This is a genomic window from Nocardioides nanhaiensis (genome assembly GCF_039542785.1).
GTDB lineage: Bacteria > Actinomycetota > Actinomycetes > Propionibacteriales > Nocardioidaceae > Nocardioides > Nocardioides nanhaiensis.
Genome location: NZ_BAABIM010000005.1, coordinates 326,230 through 343,663 on the forward strand (window position 1 = coordinate 326,230; position 17,434 = coordinate 343,663).

General features: G+C 72.6%; 20 protein-coding genes. 11 read left to right on the forward strand and 9 right to left on the reverse strand.

Annotation, left to right across the window (positions count from 1 at the left end):
- The first annotated feature begins 21 nt into the window (after nucleotides 1-21).
- The 4 genes from ABD948_RS21210 to ABD948_RS21225 are packed head-to-tail and all read left to right on the forward strand — an operon-like array spanning nucleotide 22 to nucleotide 2,550.
- Nucleotides 22-513 carry a phosphoribosyltransferase gene (locus tag ABD948_RS21210; RefSeq protein ID WP_345272103.1) on the forward strand — a complete coding sequence of 164 codons (492 nt, stop codon included), beginning with the start codon at nucleotides 22-24 and terminating at the stop codon, nucleotides 511-513.
- Nucleotides 510-1,367, forward strand: a complete 858-nt coding sequence (locus ABD948_RS21215) for a PPK2 family polyphosphate kinase (protein ID WP_345272114.1) — start codon at nucleotides 510-512, stop codon at nucleotides 1,365-1,367. The genes ABD948_RS21210 and ABD948_RS21215 overlap by 4 nt, the downstream gene beginning before the upstream one ends.
- A complete protein-coding gene (locus tag ABD948_RS21220) occupies nucleotides 1,364-2,155 on the forward strand; it encodes a HipA family kinase (protein WP_345272124.1) in 792 nt (263 codons plus the stop codon). Before ABD948_RS21215 ends, ABD948_RS21220 begins: the two co-directional genes overlap by 4 nt.
- Nucleotides 2,152-2,550: a DUF3037 domain-containing protein gene (locus ABD948_RS21225; RefSeq protein ID WP_345272128.1), complete on the forward strand. Its 399-nt coding sequence runs from the start codon at nucleotides 2,152-2,154 to the stop codon at nucleotides 2,548-2,550. Before ABD948_RS21220 ends, ABD948_RS21225 begins: the two co-directional genes overlap by 4 nt.
- 155 nt (nucleotides 2,551-2,705) lie before the next feature.
- Here ABD948_RS21225 and ABD948_RS21230 read toward each other — a convergent pair whose 3' ends face one another.
- From ABD948_RS21230 to ABD948_RS21250, 5 genes are all read right to left on the reverse strand, one after another.
- A complete protein-coding gene (locus ABD948_RS21230; protein WP_345272132.1) occupies nucleotides 2,706-3,446 on the reverse strand; it encodes a sirohydrochlorin chelatase in 741 nt (246 codons plus the stop codon).
- A 123-nt stretch (nucleotides 3,447-3,569) separates the two neighbouring features.
- Nucleotides 3,570-4,316 carry a phosphoadenylyl-sulfate reductase gene (locus ABD948_RS21235; RefSeq protein ID WP_345272137.1) on the reverse strand — a complete coding sequence of 249 codons (747 nt, stop codon included), beginning with the start codon at nucleotides 4,314-4,316 and terminating at the stop codon, nucleotides 3,570-3,572.
- Entirely contained in the window at nucleotides 4,313-4,501 is a 189-nt protein-coding gene (locus ABD948_RS21240; RefSeq protein WP_345272141.1) for a hypothetical protein, read from the reverse strand. Before ABD948_RS21240 ends, ABD948_RS21235 begins: the two co-directional genes overlap by 4 nt.
- Nucleotides 4,498-6,213, reverse strand: coding sequence for a nitrite/sulfite reductase (locus ABD948_RS21245; RefSeq protein WP_345272146.1), 1,716 nt, complete (start codon nucleotides 6,211-6,213; stop codon nucleotides 4,498-4,500). Before ABD948_RS21245 ends, ABD948_RS21240 begins: the two co-directional genes overlap by 4 nt.
- 312 nt (nucleotides 6,214-6,525) lie before the next feature.
- The gene (locus tag ABD948_RS21250) at nucleotides 6,526-7,182 is read right to left on the reverse strand and encodes a dihydrofolate reductase family protein (RefSeq protein WP_345272152.1); all 657 of its coding nucleotides are present in this window, start codon (nucleotides 7,180-7,182) and stop codon (nucleotides 6,526-6,528) included.
- A gap of 122 nt (nucleotides 7,183-7,304) precedes the next feature.
- On the opposite strand from ABD948_RS21250, the gene ABD948_RS21255 reads away from it, so the two are divergent.
- Nucleotides 7,305-8,747, forward strand: a complete 1,443-nt coding sequence (locus ABD948_RS21255) for a glycine hydroxymethyltransferase (protein WP_345272156.1) — start codon at nucleotides 7,305-7,307, stop codon at nucleotides 8,745-8,747.
- Between the two features lie 30 nt (nucleotides 8,748-8,777).
- Here ABD948_RS21255 and ABD948_RS21260 read toward each other — a convergent pair whose 3' ends face one another.
- Together ABD948_RS21260 and ABD948_RS21265 are read right to left on the reverse strand one after the other, a co-directional pair.
- Complete coding sequence (locus ABD948_RS21260; RefSeq protein ID WP_345272160.1) at nucleotides 8,778-9,464, reverse strand: response regulator; 687 nt, start codon at nucleotides 9,462-9,464, stop codon at nucleotides 8,778-8,780.
- Nucleotides 9,461-11,158, reverse strand: coding sequence for a sensor histidine kinase (locus tag ABD948_RS21265; RefSeq protein ID WP_345272169.1), 1,698 nt, complete (start codon nucleotides 11,156-11,158; stop codon nucleotides 9,461-9,463). Before ABD948_RS21265 ends, ABD948_RS21260 begins: the two co-directional genes overlap by 4 nt.
- Nucleotides 11,159-11,305: 147 nt before the next feature.
- On the opposite strand from ABD948_RS21265, the gene ABD948_RS21270 reads away from it, so the two are divergent.
- On the forward strand, nucleotides 11,306-12,724 hold the full coding sequence (locus ABD948_RS21270; RefSeq protein ID WP_345272179.1) for a cation:dicarboxylate symporter family transporter: 1,419 nt from the start codon (nucleotides 11,306-11,308) through the stop codon (nucleotides 12,722-12,724).
- Between the two features lie 3 nt (nucleotides 12,725-12,727).
- Here the strand turns inward: ABD948_RS21270 and ABD948_RS21275 are convergent, their stop codons facing one another.
- The gene (locus ABD948_RS21275; RefSeq protein WP_345272183.1) at nucleotides 12,728-13,450 is read right to left on the reverse strand and encodes a VOC family protein; all 723 of its coding nucleotides are present in this window, start codon (nucleotides 13,448-13,450) and stop codon (nucleotides 12,728-12,730) included.
- A gap of 76 nt (nucleotides 13,451-13,526) precedes the next feature.
- On the opposite strand from ABD948_RS21275, the gene ABD948_RS21280 reads away from it, so the two are divergent.
- The 5 genes from ABD948_RS21280 (at nucleotide 13,527) to ABD948_RS21300 (ending at nucleotide 17,089) form a co-directional block, all read left to right on the forward strand.
- Nucleotides 13,527-14,540 carry a YihY/virulence factor BrkB family protein gene (locus ABD948_RS21280; RefSeq protein WP_345272189.1) on the forward strand — a complete coding sequence of 338 codons (1,014 nt, stop codon included), beginning with the start codon at nucleotides 13,527-13,529 and terminating at the stop codon, nucleotides 14,538-14,540.
- Nucleotides 14,537-15,619, forward strand: coding sequence for a potassium channel family protein (locus ABD948_RS21285; protein WP_345272193.1), 1,083 nt, complete (start codon nucleotides 14,537-14,539; stop codon nucleotides 15,617-15,619). The genes ABD948_RS21280 and ABD948_RS21285 overlap by 4 nt, the downstream gene beginning before the upstream one ends.
- Nucleotides 15,620-15,670: 51 nt before the next feature.
- Nucleotides 15,671-16,000, forward strand: coding sequence for a hypothetical protein (locus tag ABD948_RS21290; RefSeq protein ID WP_345272196.1), 330 nt, complete (start codon nucleotides 15,671-15,673; stop codon nucleotides 15,998-16,000).
- Nucleotides 16,001-16,271: 271 nt separating this feature from the next.
- Nucleotides 16,272-16,667 carry a low affinity iron permease family protein gene (locus ABD948_RS21295; protein WP_345272200.1) on the forward strand — a complete coding sequence of 132 codons (396 nt, stop codon included), beginning with the start codon at nucleotides 16,272-16,274 and terminating at the stop codon, nucleotides 16,665-16,667.
- Between the two features lie 173 nt (nucleotides 16,668-16,840).
- Nucleotides 16,841-17,089: a hypothetical protein gene (locus tag ABD948_RS21300; RefSeq protein ID WP_345272207.1), complete on the forward strand. Its 249-nt coding sequence runs from the start codon at nucleotides 16,841-16,843 to the stop codon at nucleotides 17,087-17,089.
- Nucleotides 17,090-17,128: 39 nt separating this feature from the next.
- On the opposite strand, the gene ABD948_RS21305 is transcribed toward ABD948_RS21300, so the two are convergent.
- Nucleotides 17,129-17,407: a hypothetical protein gene (locus tag ABD948_RS21305; RefSeq protein WP_345272209.1), complete on the reverse strand. Its 279-nt coding sequence runs from the start codon at nucleotides 17,405-17,407 to the stop codon at nucleotides 17,129-17,131.
- Nucleotides 17,408-17,434: the final 27 nt, after the last annotated feature.

Below are 17,434 nucleotides of genomic sequence, written 5' to 3' on the forward strand. Positions count from 1 at the left end.
GAGCTGTGCCAGGATCCCACGGTGAGCGACGAGCGCGAGACCCTCACCTACGAGCAGTTCGGCGTCGCGGTGCGCGACCTGGCGCAGCAGGTCGCCGACGACGACTTTCGGCCCGACATCGTGCTGGCCATCGCCCGCGGCGGGCTCGGCCTGGGCATGGGGCTGGGCTACGCACTCGGCGTCAAGAACCTCTCGGCGGTCAACGTGGAGTACTACACCGGCGTCGACACCCGCCTCGACGTCCCGATCATGCTGCCGCCGACTCCGTCCGCGGTGGACCTCTCGGGGTTGAACGTGCTGATCGCCGACGACGTCGCCGACACGGGCCGCACGCTGGAGCACGTGCGGGCCTTCCTGGCCGACCACGTGGCGCAGGCACGCATCGCGGTGGTCTACGAGAAGTCGCGCAGTGTCGTGAAACCCGACTACACATGGCGACGCACGGAGGCCTGGATCGACTTCCCGTGGTCCAGCGAGCCCCCCGTCGTCAGCCGCACGGGCGTGGGGTCATGAGCTTCCGCGCCGCGCTGGCGGTCGCCCGCGCGCCGGTCGACCTCGCGCGGCTGCCCACCGACGCGACGCCGGGCTTCGCGGGTGACAAGGCAGCCGGTCAGCAGGCCCTGGCCGCCATCGGCACCGAGCTCGCCGACCTGCAGGAGCGGCTCTTCGCGGAGGGTCGTTCCGGCACCGAGTCCGCGCCGGGCCGCTCGGTGCTCCTGGTGCTGCAGGGCATGGACACCTCGGGCAAGGGCGGCACGCTGCGCGGCGCCGTCGGCCTGATCGACCCGCAGGGGGTGCGCATCACCTCCTTCAAGGCGCCCACCGAGGAGGAGCGGTCCCACGACTTCCTCTGGCGCATCCGTCGGGGTCTCCCCGGTCCGGGCATCGTCGGGGTCTTCGACCGCTCGCACTACGAGGACGTGCTCATCCACCGGGTCCGCGCGCTGGCGTCGCCCGAGGAGATCGAGCGGCGCTACGGCGCGATCAACGACTTCGAGGCCGAGCTCGCCGAGGCGGGCACCACCGTGCTGAAGGTGATGCTGCACATCTCGGCCGCCGAGCAGCGCGAGCGGCTGCTGGCTCGGCTGGACGACCCCACCAAGCACTGGAAGTACAACCCCGGCGACGTCGACGAGCGCGAGCTGTGGCCCGCGTACCGCGAGGCCTACGAGGTGGCGTTGGAGCGCACCTCGACCGCCACGGCGCCGTGGCACGTGGTGCCTGCGGACCGCAAGTGGTACCGCAACCTCGCCGTGGCGAACCTGCTGCTCGAGACCTTGCGCGGGATCGACCCGCAGTGGCCGCTGGCTGACTTCGACGTCGAGGGTGAGCGGCGCCGGCTGCTCGACCAGCCCGAGATCGCGTGACCGCCCTCGACCCCGCGGGCGAGCCGCTGCCCCTGGTGGCGGTCACCCGCTACGTGACCCCGCTGCGCGAGGGCGGCAGCCTGCCCGGCGTCGTCGAGGCCGAGGACCTCGGCACCTACGTCTGCAAGTTCCGCGGGGCCGGCCAGGGTGCGCGCGTGCTGGTGGCCGAGGTGATCGTGGGAGAGCTGGCCCGTCGCATCGGGCTGCGCACGCCACGTCTGGTGGTCCTCGACGTCGACCCCGCGATAGCGCGCTACGAGGCCGACGAGGAGGTGCAGGACCTGCTCAACGCCAGCCCGGGGGAGAACCTGGGCATCGACTTCCTGCCTGGTGCCTTCGGCTATGACGCCTCCCTGCCCGGGGGCGGCGAGGTCGCGGCCGCCGTGCTCTGGCTCGACGCCTTCTGCGCCAACGTCGACCGCTCCTGGCGCAACCCCAACCTGCTCGTGTGGCACGGCGACCTGTGGGTGATCGACCACGGTGCGGCGCTGTACTTCCACCACGCGTGGAGCGGCGGCGTCACCGACCCCGATCGCTTCGCCCGGCAGGTATGGAGCTCCGAGGACCACGTGCTCGCCGGTCGCGCGGAGGGTCTGGACGCCGTCGACGAGCGACTCAGCGGCGTGGTCACCGAGTCCCTGCTGCGCGAGGTCATCGCGCTGGTGCCGGAGGTCTGGCTCGAGCCCGTGCCCGGAGCCGAGACTCCCCAGGCCCTGCGCGAGGCCTACCTCGCCTTCCTGCTCGCCCGCCTGGGCACCCGGCAGTGGCTGCCCGGAGCAGACAGATGACCGCGCCCGCCCGCGCTCCCTACCAGTACGTGGTCCTGCGCTGCGTGCCTCGCGTGGACCGGGAGGAGTTCCTCAACGTCGGCGTCGTGCTCTTCTGCGACGCGCTGGACCACCTCGACGCCGCCTGGCACGTCGAGCCCGAGCGGCTTCGAGCGCTCGACCCCCACCTCGACCTCGACCGGCTGTGCGAGGGGCTGCGCTTCGTCGAGCAGGTGTGCACCGGTGACGTGGCGTCCGCCGGTGCGCCCGCCGGGGGTCCGGTCAGCCGTCGCTTCGGTTTCCTCAAGGCGCCGCGCAGCACCATCGTGCAACCCGGGCCCGTGCACGGGGGCCTCACCCACGACCCCGCCCGCGAGCTGCAGCGCCTGCTGGCGCACCTCGTCACGACCCCCTGACCCGGCCCGCGAGCACGCGGCTGGGTCGCCGACCCGGCCGCTGTCGGGACGGGTGGGTGGTCGACCTGTGCGCACTCAGGACGGGTCGGTGCTCGACCTGTGCGCACTCGGGACGGGTCGGCGCTCGAACCGTGCGTGCACGCGCCGGGTCGGTGTCAGACGGGAACGAGCTCGACGGCGCCGACGGCGTAGCGGGCCAGCACGGTGCGGGCCACCTCGGGGTGGGCGCCCAGGGGCTCGGCCACCGCGATGGCGCCGGCCTCCAGGGCCAGCTCGGCGGCGCGGTCGGTGAGCGGGCCCGGGGCCAGGAACAGCGAGGCGACGGCGATGTGCCGGCGCCCCTCGGCGCGGAAGGCGCGCACCGCCTCGCCGGTGGCCGGCGGGGCGCTGGTGGCGTAGGCCGCCGTGACGGGCAGCTTGTGGTGGGTGCCCCACAACCGGGCCAGGCGGGCGACGGCCTGGTTGGCCAGCGGGTCGGAGGTGCCGGCGGCAGCCAGCACGAGCGCGTCGAGCTCGCGGACGCGCGAGGCGCTCAGGGCCTCTCGCATGCGGACGTCGAGCACCTCGAGGAAGCACGCCTCCAGTCCCAGGGGCGCGGTCGCGCGCACCTGCACACCCGGGTGGGCGGCGCCGGCGGCCTCGACGGCGGCCGCGGTCTCCGCCGCGGTGCCGGCGGTGTCGGTGAGCGTGAGGGGGACGACGACGATCTCGTCGTGCCCGGCCTTGACCAGGCGCCCGACGACGGCCTCGAGCTCGGGCCGGGTGTGCAGGAAGGCGCGCTCGACCTTGAGGTCGGGTCGCTGGGCCTTGACCTCCGCGACGAGCGCGGTGACGGTCCGGGTGGTGCGGGGGTCGCGGCTGCCAGGAGCCAGGGCCACCAGTGCGGGAGCGGCCATGGTGTCGGCCTCCTCTCGAGGGACGTGCGGGATGCACCGGGCGGTGCGGGGTGGCGACGACGTTGTCGGTGTCGAGCGGTGGGACAGGTGGTGCCGTGGATCCGGTGGAGCAGGTGGTTCAGGTCAGGTGTGGATGCCGCACTCGGTCTTGTTCATGCCGGCCCACCGACCACTGCGCGGGTCGTCGCCGGGGGCGACGCGCCGGGTGCAGGGCCAGCAGCCGATGGAGGGGTAGCCGTCGTAGACCAGCGGGTTGACCAGCACGCCGTGCTCGGCGATGTAGGCCTCGACCTGCTCGTCGCTCCAGCGCGCCATCGGGGAGACCTTGACCTTGCCCTTCTTGGCGTCCCAGCCGATGACCGGTGCGATCACCCGGTCGTGGGTCTCGGCGCGGCGCAGGCCGGTGGCCCAGGCGTCGTAGTCGGCCAGCGCGTCGCGCAGCGGCGCGACCTTGCGCAGCGCGCAGCACTTGTCGGGGTCGGTCTTGTAGAGGTCCTTGCCGTGCTCGGCGTCCTGCTCGGCCACCGACTGGACCGGGGTGATGGTCAGCAGGTTGACGTCGAGGGTGGCCTCGACGGCGTCACGGGTGCCGAGCGTCTCGACGAAGTGGTAGCCGGTGTCGAGGAAGACGACGTCGATGCCCGGCACGACCTTCGAGGCCAGGTGTGCGAGGACGGCGTCACCCATCGACGAGGTGACGCAGAACCGCTCCCCGAAGGTGGCGGCTGCCCACTCGATGATGTCCTCGGCAGGCGCGAGCTCCAGCTCGGCGCCCCAGTGCGAGACCAGCTCGCGCAGCTCCTCGGGGGAGCGGCCCTCGGTCAGCGTGCCGCGGTTGGCCCGCGCGGAGGCGGTGATGGCGGTCGTCATCGGGCCACCTCCTCGTGCTGGGTGCCGGCATGGGCGCCGGTGGGGCGCACCAGGCCGAGCATCTTCACGGTGAAGGCGCGCAGGCACGCGCGGCACTCCCACGACCCGTGGGCGCCCTCGTGGGGCCACAGATCCTCGTCACCGCAGTAGGGGCAGTGGAAGGGAACGGCGCGCTCGGTGCTCATGAGGTCGTCAACGCCTTGTCGCCCCGCAGTAGTCCCTCGTCGGCGCGGGCGACCCAGGTGGCGAAGCGCTCCTCGGGCTCGCGGTCGGCCAGGAAGTTGCCGACGACGGTGGTGATGTAGTCGTCGAGCCCGGCGCTGGTGACCTTGTGGGCGCGCAGCTTGCGGCCGAAGTTCGCGCCCAGGCCGGTGGCGCCGCCCAGGTGCACCTGGAAGCCCTCGACCTGCTCGCCGTCGGCCATCACCAGCTGGCCCTTGAGTCCGATGTCGGCGACCTGGGTGCGGGCGCAGGCGTTGGGGCAGCCGTTGACGTTGACGGTGATGGGGGTGTCGAGGTCGGGGAAGCGCTTCTCGAGCTCGCCGACCAGCGCGCGGGCGCGCTCCTTGGTGTCGACGATCGCGAGCTTGCAGAACTCGATGCCGGTGCACGCCATGGTGTTGCGGCGCCACTGCGAGGGGCGACCGGAGAGCCCGATGGCGTCGAGGCGGTCGAGCACCTGGTCGACGACGTCGGTCTCGACGCCGATCAGCACGATCTTCTGGTAGGGCGTCAGACGAGCGCCGGCGATGCCGAACTCCTCGATCAGGTCGGCCAGCTGCACCAGCAGCGTGCCGGAGACGCGCCCGGCCGTGGGGGCGACGCCGATGTAGCGCTTGCCGTCCTTCTGCTCGTGGACGCCGATGTGGTCGCGGTGACCCACGGGCGAGGCAGGGGAGGGGCAGGAGACCAGCTCGCGGCCCAGGTACTCCTTCTCCAGGACCTCGCGGAACTTCTCGATGCCCCAGTCGGCCACCAGGAACTTCAGCCGTGCGCGCGAGCGGAGCCGGCGGTAGCCGTAGTCGCGGAAGATCGAGGCGACGCCGGCCCAGGTGTCGGCGACCTCGTCGAGCGGGATCCACACGCCCATCCGCTGCGCGAGCATGGGGTTGGTGGAGAGGCCGCCGCCCACCCAGAGGTCGAAGCCGGGACCGTGCTCGGGGTGCACCGTCCCCACGAAGGAGATGTCGTTGGTCTCGGGGCAGACGTCGTGGCTGGGGTGGCCGGTCAGCGCGGTCTTGAACTTGCGCGGCAGGTTCGAGAAGGCCGGGTCGCCGATGTAGCGGTCGAAGATCTCCTCGAGCGCGCGGGTGCCGTCGATGATCTCGTCCTTGGCGACGCCGGCGACCGGTGAGCCGAGGAACGGGCGGGGCGAGTCGCCGCACGCCTCGAGGCTGGAGAGACCGGCGTCGTCGAGGCGCTGCCAGATGTCGGGCACGTCCTCGATCCGGATCCAGTGGTACTGGATGTTCTCGCGGTCGGTGACGTCGGCGGTGTCGCGCGCGAAGTCGACGCCGATCTGCCCGAGGGCGCGCACGGCGCGGTGGTCGAGCAGGCGACCGTCGGAGCGCACCCGCAGCATGAAGTACTCGTCGTCGAGCTCCTCCTCCTCGAGCATCGCGGTCTTGCCGCCGTCGAAGCCGGGCGCCCGCTGCGTGTAGAGGCCCATCCAGCGGAAGCGGCCGCGCAGGTCGGCCGGGTCGATCGAGGCGAAGCCGCGCTTGGAGTAGGTGTAGAGGATCCGGTCGCGAACGTTGAGCGGGTCGTCGTCCTTCTTGGACTGCTCGTTCTTGTTGAGCGGCTCGGTGTAGCCCAGCGACCACTGGCCCTCGGCGCGCTTGGCGCGGGGGATCTCGGTGTGCTGCGGCGGCGAGGAGGAGAAGCGCAGGTCAGGCATGGGGGACGACGTCCTTCGTGGAGGCCGCGCGCGACGGTGGGCGCGGGGTCGGGCGGCTGGGACTCGGGCTGCTGGGACTGAGAGGCTCGGGACTGGCAGCTACGGCCGACACATCATGCTGCCGATGCGCATGAGGTCCACGTGGCGGCGAACCACCAGGTGGGCATGCGTCGCGGCACTGATCATGTCAAGGAGTCTCACGTGGCGGACGGGTCCGCCACAACAGCGAATCCCGTGATGTGAGACGGATGTCCATCATGCGAGACGACGACTGCGTGGACACGGGGGATTCGCGCCGGCGTGCGAGCCAGGTCACACGCCGTGGACGGCCCCCACGTCGTGGCGCACGTCGTAGCGCACGTGGGTCGCGTGGGGTGAGTGCCCGACCTCGACCACGGTGAGTGAGGGGGTGGCGCTCCCGTCGAAGATCCGCTCACCGGCACCGAGCAGCACCGGAGCGATGTCGAGCGCGAGGGAGTCGACGACGCCTGCCGCGAGCGCCTGGCGCACGGTCGCCGCACCACCGGCCACGTGCACGTCGCCGTCGCCGAGCTCGCGGGCCAGCGCGAGGCCGGCGTCGAACCCGCCGGTCGCGAAGTGGAAGGTGGTACCGCCCGCCATCTCGAGCGGAGCGCGCTCGTGGTGGGTCAGCACGACGACGGGCGCGTGGTACGGCGGCTCCTCGCCCCACCAGCCGCGCCACGGGCCGTGCTCGGCCTCCCACTCGGCCCAGCTGCCGCGCACGGGGCCGAACATGTGGCGCCCCATCAGGTAGGCGCCGCGCGGTCGCTGCAGCGACTCGCTCCAGGCGCGGTCGACGGTGCGGCCGCCCTGGCCGGCGTCGAGGTGCCAGCGGTGCAGCGCCGGCCCACCGGTGCCGAGCGGGGCGGCGAGGCTCTGGTCGGGCCCGGCGACGAAGCCGTCGAGGGAGATGCTCACGTGCACGGTGGTGAAGGTCGAGGAGCTCATGGGTGCACGGACCGGGCGAGGACCGCCGACTCATCGGTGCCGGGACCAGGCGGGCGCTACCAGGCCGTCCCGCGCCGGTCGGCGATGCGCCGCCGCGCGGCGGACCTCGATATCCTGGCTGCATGGCCGACACGAACGCCCTCACCAGCTCCGCGTACTCGCAGGCCCTCGAGGTGATCGCCTCGGTCGAGCCCCGCATCGCGGAGGCCACGCGCCAGGAGCTCGCCGACCAGCGCGGCTCGCTCAAGCTGATCGCCAGCGAGAACTACGCCTCGCCCGCGGTGCTGCTCACGATGGGCACCTGGTTCTCCGACAAGTACGCCGAGGGCACGGTCGGCCACCGCTTCTACGCCGGCTGCCAGAACGTCGACACCGTCGAGTCGCTGGCCGCCGAGCACGCTCGCGAGCTCTTCGGCGCCGAGTACGCCTACGTGCAGCCGCACTCCGGCATCGACGCCAACCTGGTGGCGTTCTGGTCGATCCTCGCCCACCGGGTCGAGGGCCCCTGGCTGGAGAAGGCCGAGAAGAAGAACGTCAACGAGCTCACCGACGCCGACTGGGAGTCCCTGCGCCGCGAGCTCGGCAACCAGCGGCTGCTAGGCATGAGCCTGGACGCCGGCGGCCACCTCACCCACGGCTTCCGCCCCAACATCAGCGGCAAGATGTTCCACCAGCAGCAGTACGGCACCGACCCCGAGACCGGGCTGCTCGACTACGACGCGCTGCGCGCCAAGGCCCGGGAGTTCAAGCCGCTCGTGCTGGTGGCCGGCTACTCCGCCTACCCGCGACGGGTGAACTTCGCGACGATGCGCGAGATCGCCGACGAGGTGGGCGCCACCCTGATGGTCGACATGGCGCACTTCGCGGGCCTGGTGGCCGGCAAGGTGTTCACCGGCGACGAGGACCCCGTGCCGCACGCCCACATCGTCACCAGCACCACGCACAAGTCGCTGCGCGGCCCGCGCGGGGGCATCGTGCTGGCCACCGAGGAGTACGCACCCAGCGTCGACCGGGGCTGCCCGATGGTGCTCGGCGGCCCGCTCTCGCACGTGATGGCCGCCAAGGCCGTGGCCTTCGCCGAGGCCCGCCAGCCCAGCTTCCAGACCTACGCCCAGCAGGTGGCCGACAACGCCCAGTCGCTGGCCGAGGGCTTCACCAAGCGCGGCGCCACCCTGGTCACGGGCGGCACCGACAACCACCTCGTGCTCGTCGACGTCAGCAGCTACGGCCTCACCGGGCGCCAGGCCGAGACGGCACTCCTCGAGGCCGGCGTCGTCACCAACCGCAACTCCGTGCCGGCCGACCCCAACGGCGCCTGGTACACCTCCGGCATCCGGCTCGGCACCCCGGCGCTGACCACCCGCGGGTTCGGCCACGACGAGTTCGACGCCGTCGCCGAGCTGATCGTGCAGGTGCTCAGCAACACCGAGCCCGGCACCACCAAGGCCGGTGGCCCCTCCAAGGCCTCCTACGTGCTGGCCGAGGGCGTGGCCCAGAAGGTCAAGGACGCGTCTGCCGAGATGCTCGACCGCCACCCGCTCTACCCGGGTCTCGACCTGGCCTGACCGACCCGCCGCATCGCCCGGCAGGCGGGGTCAACCCCGCCAGCGGTACTCCACCTCGGGCCGCCCGCTGCCGCCGTAGCGCGGGCGGCGCTCGAGGTTGCCGGCGTCGGCGAGGTGCTCGAGGTAGCGCCGCACCGTCACCCGCGAGGCGCCGACCACCTCGGCCGCCTCGCTGGCCGAGAGCCCGGCTCCGCGCGCACCGGCGTCCCGGACGGCGTCGGTGACCTGGCGCAGCGTCTCGCCGCTCATGCCCTTGGGCAGCGCCGCCGCGGAGGTGCGCAGCGACCCGAAGGCCCGGTCCAGCTCGTCCTGGGCCACCTCGCCCTCACGGTCGGCCAGCTCGGCGCGGTAGGCCGCGTACTGCTCCAGCTTGGCGCGGAAGGTCGCGAACGTGAACGGCTTGAGCAGGTAGAGCACCACGCCCTGCGCCACCGCGTGGCGCACCACGTCGGCGTCGCGCGCGGCAGTGACGGCGACGACGTCGACCAGGTGCCCGGCGGCGCGCAACTTCTGCACGAGGCCGAGCCCGTGGCCGTCGGGCAGGTTGAAGTCCAGCAGCACCAGGTCGACCGGATTCGCGGTGAGGAAGCGGGCGGCCTCGCCGGCGGAGCGGGCCACCCCGGCGAGCTCGAAGCCCGGCATCCGCGCCACGTAGGCGGCGTGTGCCTCGGCGGCGAGCTGCTCGTCCTCCACGACGAGCACGCGGATCGCGCTCACGGTGCCTCCACCGGTGCCGGGGTGCCCACCGTCGCCCGGCGGAGGGTGACGGCGAACCGCGCACCGCCCAGCGGTGAGCGGTCGATCTCGACGGCACCGTCGTGGCGCCGCGCCACCTGCGCCACCAGGGCCAGCCCGACGCCGCGACCGCCGCCGGGCACGGTGGCGTTGGAGGCCTTGGTGCTCCAGCCCCGGTCGAGCGCGTGCGTGGCGTCGGCGTCCGAGAGACCCGGCCCGCTGTCGCCGACCACGACGCGGGTGGTGCCCTCGCGCACCGACGCCTGCAGGCGCACCCGCTTCTCGGACCGACCCGTGACGGCGTCGAAGGCGTTGTCGAGCAGGTTGCCGAGCACGGTCACCAGCTCGCGCGAGGCGACGCCGGAGCCGGTCAGGTCGCCGGTCACCTCCAGCTCGATGCCGCGCTCGGTGGCCTCGGTCGTCTTGCCGAGGAGGAGCGCCGCCACGACCGGGTCGCCGACGGCCTCGACCACCGAGTCGGCCAGGCGCTGGGCCACCTCCAGCTCCTCGGTCGCGAAGGCGACCGCTTCCTCGGCGCGGCCCATCTCTATCAGGGACACCACGGTGTGCAGGCGGTTGGAGGCCTCGTGGGTCTGGGCGCGGAGCGACTCGGTGAGCCCGCGCACGACGTCGAGCTCGCCGGTGACCGAGCGCAGCTCGGTGTGGTCGCGCAGCGTGACGACGGCGCCCACCTCCCGGCCCGCCCATCGTGCGGGCGCAGCGCTCACGACCAGCGCGCGCTCGCCCGCCAGGTACACGTCGTCGTCGGAGGCCTGGCCGTCGCGCGCCGCGGCCACCAGGGCGGGAGCGAGCCCGAGCTGCTCCAGCGGCCGCCCGACGACGTCGTCGGGCAGGTCGAGCAGCCGGCGGGCCTCGTCGTTGACCAGCTGCACCCGGCCCTCGCCGTCGACCAGCAGCAGGCCCTCGCGCACCGCGTGCAGCACCGCGGAGTAGTACTCGTACATCCGGGTGATCTCCTGCTCGCCCAGGCCGTGGGTCTGGCGGCGCAGGCGTCTGCTGACCAGCCAGGCGCCGGCCAGTCCGACGCCGAGCACCACCGCGGCGGCCAGCCCGATCAGGCCGAGGTCGTCACGCAGCTGCCGGTCGATGGCCTGCACCGTGATCCCGACGGCGACCATCGCCACGACGGGCCGCTCGGTGCCGGCGCCCGCCCGCACCGGCACCACCGCGCGCATGGAGGGGCCCAGGGTGCCGGTGAACTCCTGGGTGAAGACCCGGCCCTGCGGGGCCTGGCCGACGTCGCCGACGAAGCGGCGTCCGATGTTGGCGGGGTCGGGGTGGGAGAAGCGGATCCGCTCCAGGTCCATCACGACCACGAAGTCGACCCCGGTGTCGACGCGCACCTGCTCGGCGTAGGGCTGGATGCGCGCGGCGGGGTCGCCGAGCGAGACCGCGTCGACGACGGCGGGGGAGTCGGCCACGGCACGTGCGACCGCGACGGCCCGCTCGGTGGCGGCGGCCCGCGCGTCGCGGCGCGCGTCGAGGCCGGCCAGGGCGACGGCGCCCACGACGAGCACGACGACGACGGCGACCTGCAGCAGCAGGATCTGGCGGGCCACCGGGCTGTCGCGCAGCGGCGCGCGCAACCGCTGCAGGACCCCGGGTGCTCGGCGGCGTGGCGCGTCGTCGCTCGCCGTCCCGTCCTGGTGCTGCATGGCGGCGATTGTGCCGCAGGGTCCCCGACCGTCCAGCCCGCGACGCGTGACCGCGACCACAACGACCAGAACGGTGACCGCGCTCACAGCCGCGCCGAGAGTGTGCGTGTGCCGGGCGTCACCCCGGCCCCGAACCAGGAGGCATCCATGAGCAGCACCCGATCCGCGGAGGCGACCGGCCCGCGGGCCCCGCAGGCGCACCGCAACAGGTCGCACTACCTCTACCTCGCGGTGATCGTCGCCGTCGCGCTCGGCATCGCCGTCGGCCTGATCTGGCCCAGCTTCGCCGTCGAGCTCAAGCCGCTCGGCCAGGCCTTCGTCGGGCTGATCAAGATGATGATCCAGCCGGTCATCTTCTGCACGATCGTGCTGGGCGTGGGCTCGGTGGCCAGCGCCGCCCGCGTCGGCAAGGTCGGCGGCCTCGCGCTGCTGTACTTCATCACGATGTCGACCTTCGCCCTGGCCATCGGCCTGGTCGTCGGGAACGTCCTGCACCCCGGTGAGGGGCTGCGGATCACCGAGGGCATGGCCAGCGCGGGCCAGGAGCAGGCCTCCGGCGCGCACAGCAGCACCACCGAGTTCCTGCTCGGCCTGATCCCGACCTCCCTGGTCAGCTCGCTCACCTCGGGCGAGGTGCTCGAGACCCTGCTCGCCGCCCTGCTGGTCGGCTTCGCGCTGCAGCAGATGGGGCGCGCCGGCAAGCCGGTGCTCACCGGCCTCGGCCACGTGCAGAAGGTCGTCTTCCGGGTGCTCGCGATGATCATGTGGGCCGCCCCGATCGGCGCCTTCGGCGCCATCGCCGGCGTCGTGGGCGAAACCGGCGTGGACGCGCTGAAGAGCCTCGCGGTGCTGATGGTCGGCTTCTACATCACCTGCGCGCTGTTCGTCTTCCTCGTGCTCGGGGTGCTGCTCAAGGTCACCACCGGCGTCAACGTCTTCTCGCTGCTGCGCTACCTGGGCCGCGAGTTCCTGCTGATCGTCGGCACCTCCTCCTCCGAGTCGGCGCTGCCGCGCTTGATCGCCAAGATGGAGCACGCCGGCATCGACAAGCCGACCGTCGGCGTGGTCGTGCCCACGGGGTACTCGTTCAACCTCGACGGCACCGCGATCTACCTGACGATGGCCTCGCTGTTCATCGCCGAGGCGCTGGGCACCCCGCTGTCGATCGGCGAGCAGATCTCGCTGCTGGTCTTCATGATGATCGCCTCCAAGGGCGCGGCCGGCGTGACCGGCGCCGGCATGGCCACCCTGGCCGGCGGGCTCTCCTCGCACCGCCCCGAGCTGGTCGACGGCGTCGGCCTGATCGTCGGCATCGACCGGTTCATGTCCGAGGCCCGCGCGGTCACCAACTTCGCCGGCAACGCCATCGCCACCGTGATCATCGGCCACTGGACCGGCGGCCTGGACCGGGCGCAGCTGGACCGGACGCTGGCCGGTGAGGACCCCTTCGACGAGACCACGATGCTCGACGACCACGGCCTGGACGACGCGGACGACCAGCCGAGGCTCGCTGCAGGTGAGCTCGACGACCCGGTGCGCCAGCCGGAGGTGCTCAGCCGCAGGTAGGTCTCACGCGAGGGCCAGGCCCTCGCGCTCGAAGACGCAGAACTCGTTGCCCTCGGGGTCCGCGAGCGTCGTCCACCGTGGGTGTTCCCACAGCCGGACGGCGCCGTGGGCCTCGAGGGCCTTCGTCGTCCCGGGAGCGCCCTCGACGTCCCAGTGCAGCCGGTTCTTCGTGGTCTTGGGCTCCGGCACGTCCTGGAAGTCAAGGGTCAGCACGGGGTCGGGCGTGGTGTGCTCGAGGGTGAACCAGCCGTCCTCGGGCACGACCCGACGCCCGTACACCTCGCCCCACCACGCGGCCAGGGTCGCGGCGTCCGCGCAGTCGACGGCGATGCCGTGCAGCAGGCGCGGTGGCAGCCGGTCGCGCAGCATCACGCAGAACTCACCGCCCTCGGGGTCGGCCATGACCGTCCACCCGAGGCCGGTCTCCTCGGCCGGGGCCAGCACGCGCGCGCCGAGGGCCTCGACGTCGGCGACCGAGCGCGCGTAGACGTCGAGGTGCACGCGGTGCTTGACCGTCTTGGGCTCCGGCACGGGGCACAGGGCGATCCGCTGCCAGGGCTCCTCGCCGACGACGTCGGCCAGACCGCCCTCCGCCAGGGGCTCCAAGCGCAGCCCCAGGAGCGCGGCCCAGAACTCGCCGAGGGCGTTGCCCTCGGCGAGCCGCTCCGGCCGGTCGGGGTTCGAGGTGGTGTCGAGGCAGAGCTCGTAGAAGCGGGCCAGGGTCATGCGGGCGACGCTACGCGCGTGCGCCGACAGCCCGGCCTCCCCGGAGCGGAGCCCGCGCGCGACTACCGTGGGCGCCATGACGGCGGAGACCCAGGCACCGCCGCCGCTCCACCACCGAGCAGCCCACCTGCTGTGGCGCCTGGTGGTCTCGACCGTGGGCTCGTGCCTGCGCTACCGGGTGGCCGGGCTGGCCGCGGAGGCCGCGTTCTTCGCCGTGCTCTCGGTACCGCCGCTGGTCTTCGCCCTCGCCGGCGCGGTCGGCTACGTCTCGGAGCGGTTCTCGGCCGCCCAGGTGGAGGAGGTGCGGCTGGCGGTGCTCGACATCTCCGGTCAGTTCCTCACCCAGAGCGCCGTCGAGAGCGTGATCGAGCCGACCATCCAGGAGGTGTTGCGCGGTGGCCGCTTCGACGTCATCTCGCTGGGCTTCGTGCTCGCGCTCTGGTCCGGCTCGCGCGCCCTGAACGTGTTCGTCGACACCATCACGATCATGCACGGGCTGGGCGGGCACCGCGGGATCCTCAAGACCCGCGCGCTCTCGTTCGGCCTCTACATCCTGGCGATGATCACCGGTGCGATCAGCCTGCCCCTGGTGGTGGCCGGACCCCGCCTGGTGAGCGCGGCACTCCCCGAGCGCCTCGACTTCCTGATGGGCTTCTACTGGCCGACCGTGGTCGCCGTCTGCATCTGCTTCCTCGCCACGCTCTACCACGTCTCGGTCCCGGTGCGCACCAACTGGAGCTACAACCTCCCGGGCGCCACCTTCTCGCTGGTCGCCTGGATCCTGGGCTCCTTCCTGCTGCGCTGGATCCTGACCGTGACCGCCGCCGACTCCCGCTCCATCTACGGCCCGCTCGCCGCACCCATCGCGGTGCTGCTGTGGCTCTACCTGCTGGCGATCGCGGTGCTGATCGGGGCCGCCGTCAACGCCGCCTTCGACACCGTCTTCCCGCAGGAGGTCACCACCCGTGCCCGCTCGGAGCTGATGACGCGCCTGCGCCAGCGCGTCGAGACGGTGGGTACGCGGCTGCCGGGCCGCGCGTCGTCACCGACCCCCGACGCACTAGATTCGCCCCGTGAACAGGCGGGGTGACTGACGTGGCCCGCGTCGAGCAGCGGGGGCAGGTCAGCCTCCCCGAGCGGGCCCGCTCGCCCTGGTGGGAGCTCGGGCGCCGGCTGCTGCTGGCGCTGGCCATCCTCTCCGGCACCGTGCTGCTGGTCTGGTTCGACCGGCACGGCTACGCCGACAACAGCGACGGCAGCGTCGACTTCCTCGACGCGATCTACTACACGACCGTCACGCTGAGCACGACCGGCTACGGCGACATCGCCCCGGTCAGCGACCAGGCGCGGATGGTCAACGCCTTCGTCATCACCCCCGCCCGCATCGCGTTCCTGGTCCTGCTGATCGGCACCACGCTCGAGGTGCTCGCCTCGCAGGGGCGCGAGATGCTGCGCATCGCCCAATGGAGGAAGCACATGCAGAACCACGTGGTGGTCGTCGGCTACGGCACCAAGGGGCGCAGCGCCGTCGAGACGCTGGTCAGCAACGGCACCGCCCGGGAGTCCGTGGTCGTCGTCGACCCGAGCCCCGAGGCGCTGGCCGACGCGCACGCCGACGGGCTCGCCGTCGTCACCGGTGATGCGACGCGTCGCGGTGTGCTGCGCCGCGCGGGCGTGGCGGAGGCCGAGCAGGTCATCATCACCACCGACCGTGACGACTCCAACGTGCTCGCGACCCTGACCGTGCGCCAGCTCAACCCCGACGCCTGGATCGTCGCGGCCGTGCGGGAGCAGGAGAACGCGCCACTGATGAAGCAGTCCGGCGCGGACTCCGTGATCACCTCCTCCGAGGCGGTGGGGCGCCTGCTCGGGCTCTCCTCGCTCTCGCCCACGCTGGGCTCGGTGATGGAGGACCTGCTGACCTACGGCGACGGGCTGGAGGTGGCCGAGCGCGACCTGCTGGTCACCGAGGTGGGCAAGCAGCCGCAGTCGCTGCCCGACCAGGTGATCAGCGTCGTGCGCGACGAGAAGGTCTACCGCTACTTCGACCCGGTCGTCTCGCTGCTGGCACGTGGTGACCGGCTGATCGTCGTCCGGCCCGCGCGGGAGCTGCCGTGGGCGCCGCGTCCGGGCACCCACAACGAGGAGCTGGCGGTCGACGAGGACTGACCGGTCCGGTCATCGTCGAACATGTGTTCGAGAATGTGCGATCCTGGGGCGATGGGCGGTGGCTGGGGCAAGCAGGGGAGCGGGGTGCCGCTCGCCCAGCGCCCGCGCGGGGGGCACGAGGCGGTCGACCGGCTGGGCGACCTCCCACCGCAGGGGGAGGACGAGCCGCCGGCGCTGCCCGCCGCCGAGCAGTGCCCGGCCCGGCACTGCTGGGTGGCGGACGCCGACCGGCACGGCGTCAAGCGCCCCGGCCTGCTGGTGGAGTGGCGTGCCGGGGCGGGCGGCTGGGAGGGCCGCGTGGTCTACGCAGCGAGCCTGCGGCCCGGCGCGTGGTGCCTGGTGGAGGAGTGGTTGCCGTCCTCGCGGCTCACGCCGTTGTGAGAGCGGGGGAGTCGCGAGGCGCGGCCCCGTCGGTGGACCGAAGGTCTGGCCCGGAAGGACTAGCCGGACTGGTCCGCCCGGGTGATTTCGACGGTGTTTCGTCGTTTCGCCTTGGGTGGCGACCGGGAGACCGCTAACGTTCCACTTGTTGAACCGCTGGTGACCCGAGACGCCAGCGGTTCAACTCATTTCAGGGCAGGTCGAGATCGCTCTCGGCGGCGCCCGGCGGGTCGCGACCCCGGCGTGGTTCAGACCGCCCTACTCTCCGCTCATGAGCAGTGACTCCGAGGGTGCGCAGGCCCGCGAGGGCGACGACCGCACCGCCTTCGAGCGCTTCGTCGAGGCCGCCTACCTGCGGGTCAGCCAGGCGCCGTTCTTCTTCCTCTGCCTGGCCGTGGTGGTGGCGTGGTTGGTGAGCCTGCCGCTCTGGGTCGACCTCAAGGCCTGGCAGGTCGCCATCCACACCGTCTCCAGCGTGTTCTCGCTGCTCCTGCTGGTGCTCCTCGAGAACGCCAGCCGCCGCGCGGAGGAGGCCGCGCAGGAGAAGCTCAACGTGATCGCCGAGGCGCTCGCGGAGCTGATGGACTCCCAGGCGCGGCACGACCCCGAGCTGGGCGAGGCCGTCGACAAGCTGCGCGGCGCCGTCGGCCTCGAGGACCGGCACTGAGCTGAGTCCCTCCCTCCCGCCCCAGGAGTGAACTCTGCTCACTCCTTCGGCGGAAGCCCGACGACGAGGCGAGCGCGGGCGGTATACCTACGCCCAGGAGCCCTCGCCGCGGTGTCCCCATGGCGGCGGGGGCTCCGCCCGCTCCCGCTGGTGCCAGATGGGATGCTGGAGGGGTGAGTGAGCCCCTGAGCCCGTCGCTGCACAAGGCCCTGCGCGTCAGCCGCAACCTCCAGATGGTCATGGTGGTCGTCTGGCCGGTCCTGCTGGTCGCGGTGGTGGCAGGGCTCGTGGCCGGGCGCTTCGAGGACGCGCCGATCACCGGCGTCGTCATGGCGGCCGCCATCGCCGGCCTGGCCTGGTTCTCGGTGCTGCGCCTGCGCAACCTCAACCGGCGGCTCGCCGAGAGTCCGGTCGAGGAGTAGCCGGTCGGGGCGTGCGACCCCAGGGGCCCGGGGAGCGGCTCAGGCCGAGCGGCCCGTGCCGCTGACGTCGATCGCCGAGAGCGAGACGCTCAACCACGAGGGCGGCCCGCCGGCGTCGAAGTTGGCGGTCACGACGTGGGCCGACGAGACCCACAGCAGGCTGCGGCCGCCGCCCTCGTCGTCGACGGTCAGCCAGGCTCCGGCGTCGCCACGGGAGAACCGGATCGCGAGCTCGCGCACGAGCAGGCCGAGCGCCTCGTCACCGGCGGTCGGCACCAGTCGGTCGACGCCGTCGCCGACGACCCTGAGCACTGCCATCTGATCCTCCCCCCTGTAATTCCAGGA

Bases quoted from the DNA above. Each gene is read 5' to 3' on its own strand.
- ABD948_RS21280 (WP_345272189.1), top strand. From the start codon at position 13,527: ATGACGGCGGAGACCCAGGCACCGCCGCCGCTCCACCACCGAGCAGCC.
- ABD948_RS21245 (WP_345272146.1), bottom strand. From the start codon at position 6,213: ATGCCTGACCTGCGCTTCTCCTCCTCGCCGCCGCAGCACACCGAGATC.
- ABD948_RS21270 (WP_345272179.1), top strand. From the start codon at position 11,306: ATGAGCAGCACCCGATCCGCGGAGGCGACCGGCCCGCGGGCCCCGCAG.
- ABD948_RS21275 (WP_345272183.1), bottom strand. From the start codon at position 13,450: ATGACCCTGGCCCGCTTCTACGAGCTCTGCCTCGACACCACCTCGAAC.
- ABD948_RS21240 (WP_345272141.1), bottom strand. From the start codon at position 4,501: ATGAGCACCGAGCGCGCCGTTCCCTTCCACTGCCCCTACTGCGGTGAC.
- ABD948_RS21250 (WP_345272152.1), bottom strand. From the start codon at position 7,182: ATGAGCTCCTCGACCTTCACCACCGTGCACGTGAGCATCTCCCTCGAC.
- ABD948_RS21255 (WP_345272156.1), top strand. From the start codon at position 7,305: ATGGCCGACACGAACGCCCTCACCAGCTCCGCGTACTCGCAGGCCCTC.
- ABD948_RS21290 (WP_345272196.1), top strand. From the start codon at position 15,671: ATGGGCGGTGGCTGGGGCAAGCAGGGGAGCGGGGTGCCGCTCGCCCAG.
- ABD948_RS21225 (WP_345272128.1), top strand. From the start codon at position 2,152: ATGACCGCGCCCGCCCGCGCTCCCTACCAGTACGTGGTCCTGCGCTGC.
- ABD948_RS21295 (WP_345272200.1), top strand. From the start codon at position 16,272: ATGAGCAGTGACTCCGAGGGTGCGCAGGCCCGCGAGGGCGACGACCGC.
- ABD948_RS21230 (WP_345272132.1), bottom strand. From the start codon at position 3,446: ATGGCCGCTCCCGCACTGGTGGCCCTGGCTCCTGGCAGCCGCGACCCC.
- ABD948_RS21265 (WP_345272169.1), bottom strand. From the start codon at position 11,158: ATGCAGCACCAGGACGGGACGGCGAGCGACGACGCGCCACGCCGCCGA.
- ABD948_RS21215 (WP_345272114.1), top strand. From the start codon at position 510: ATGAGCTTCCGCGCCGCGCTGGCGGTCGCCCGCGCGCCGGTCGACCTC.
- ABD948_RS21235 (WP_345272137.1), bottom strand. From the start codon at position 4,316: ATGACGACCGCCATCACCGCCTCCGCGCGGGCCAACCGCGGCACGCTG.
- ABD948_RS21305 (WP_345272209.1), bottom strand. From the start codon at position 17,407: ATGGCAGTGCTCAGGGTCGTCGGCGACGGCGTCGACCGACTGGTGCCG.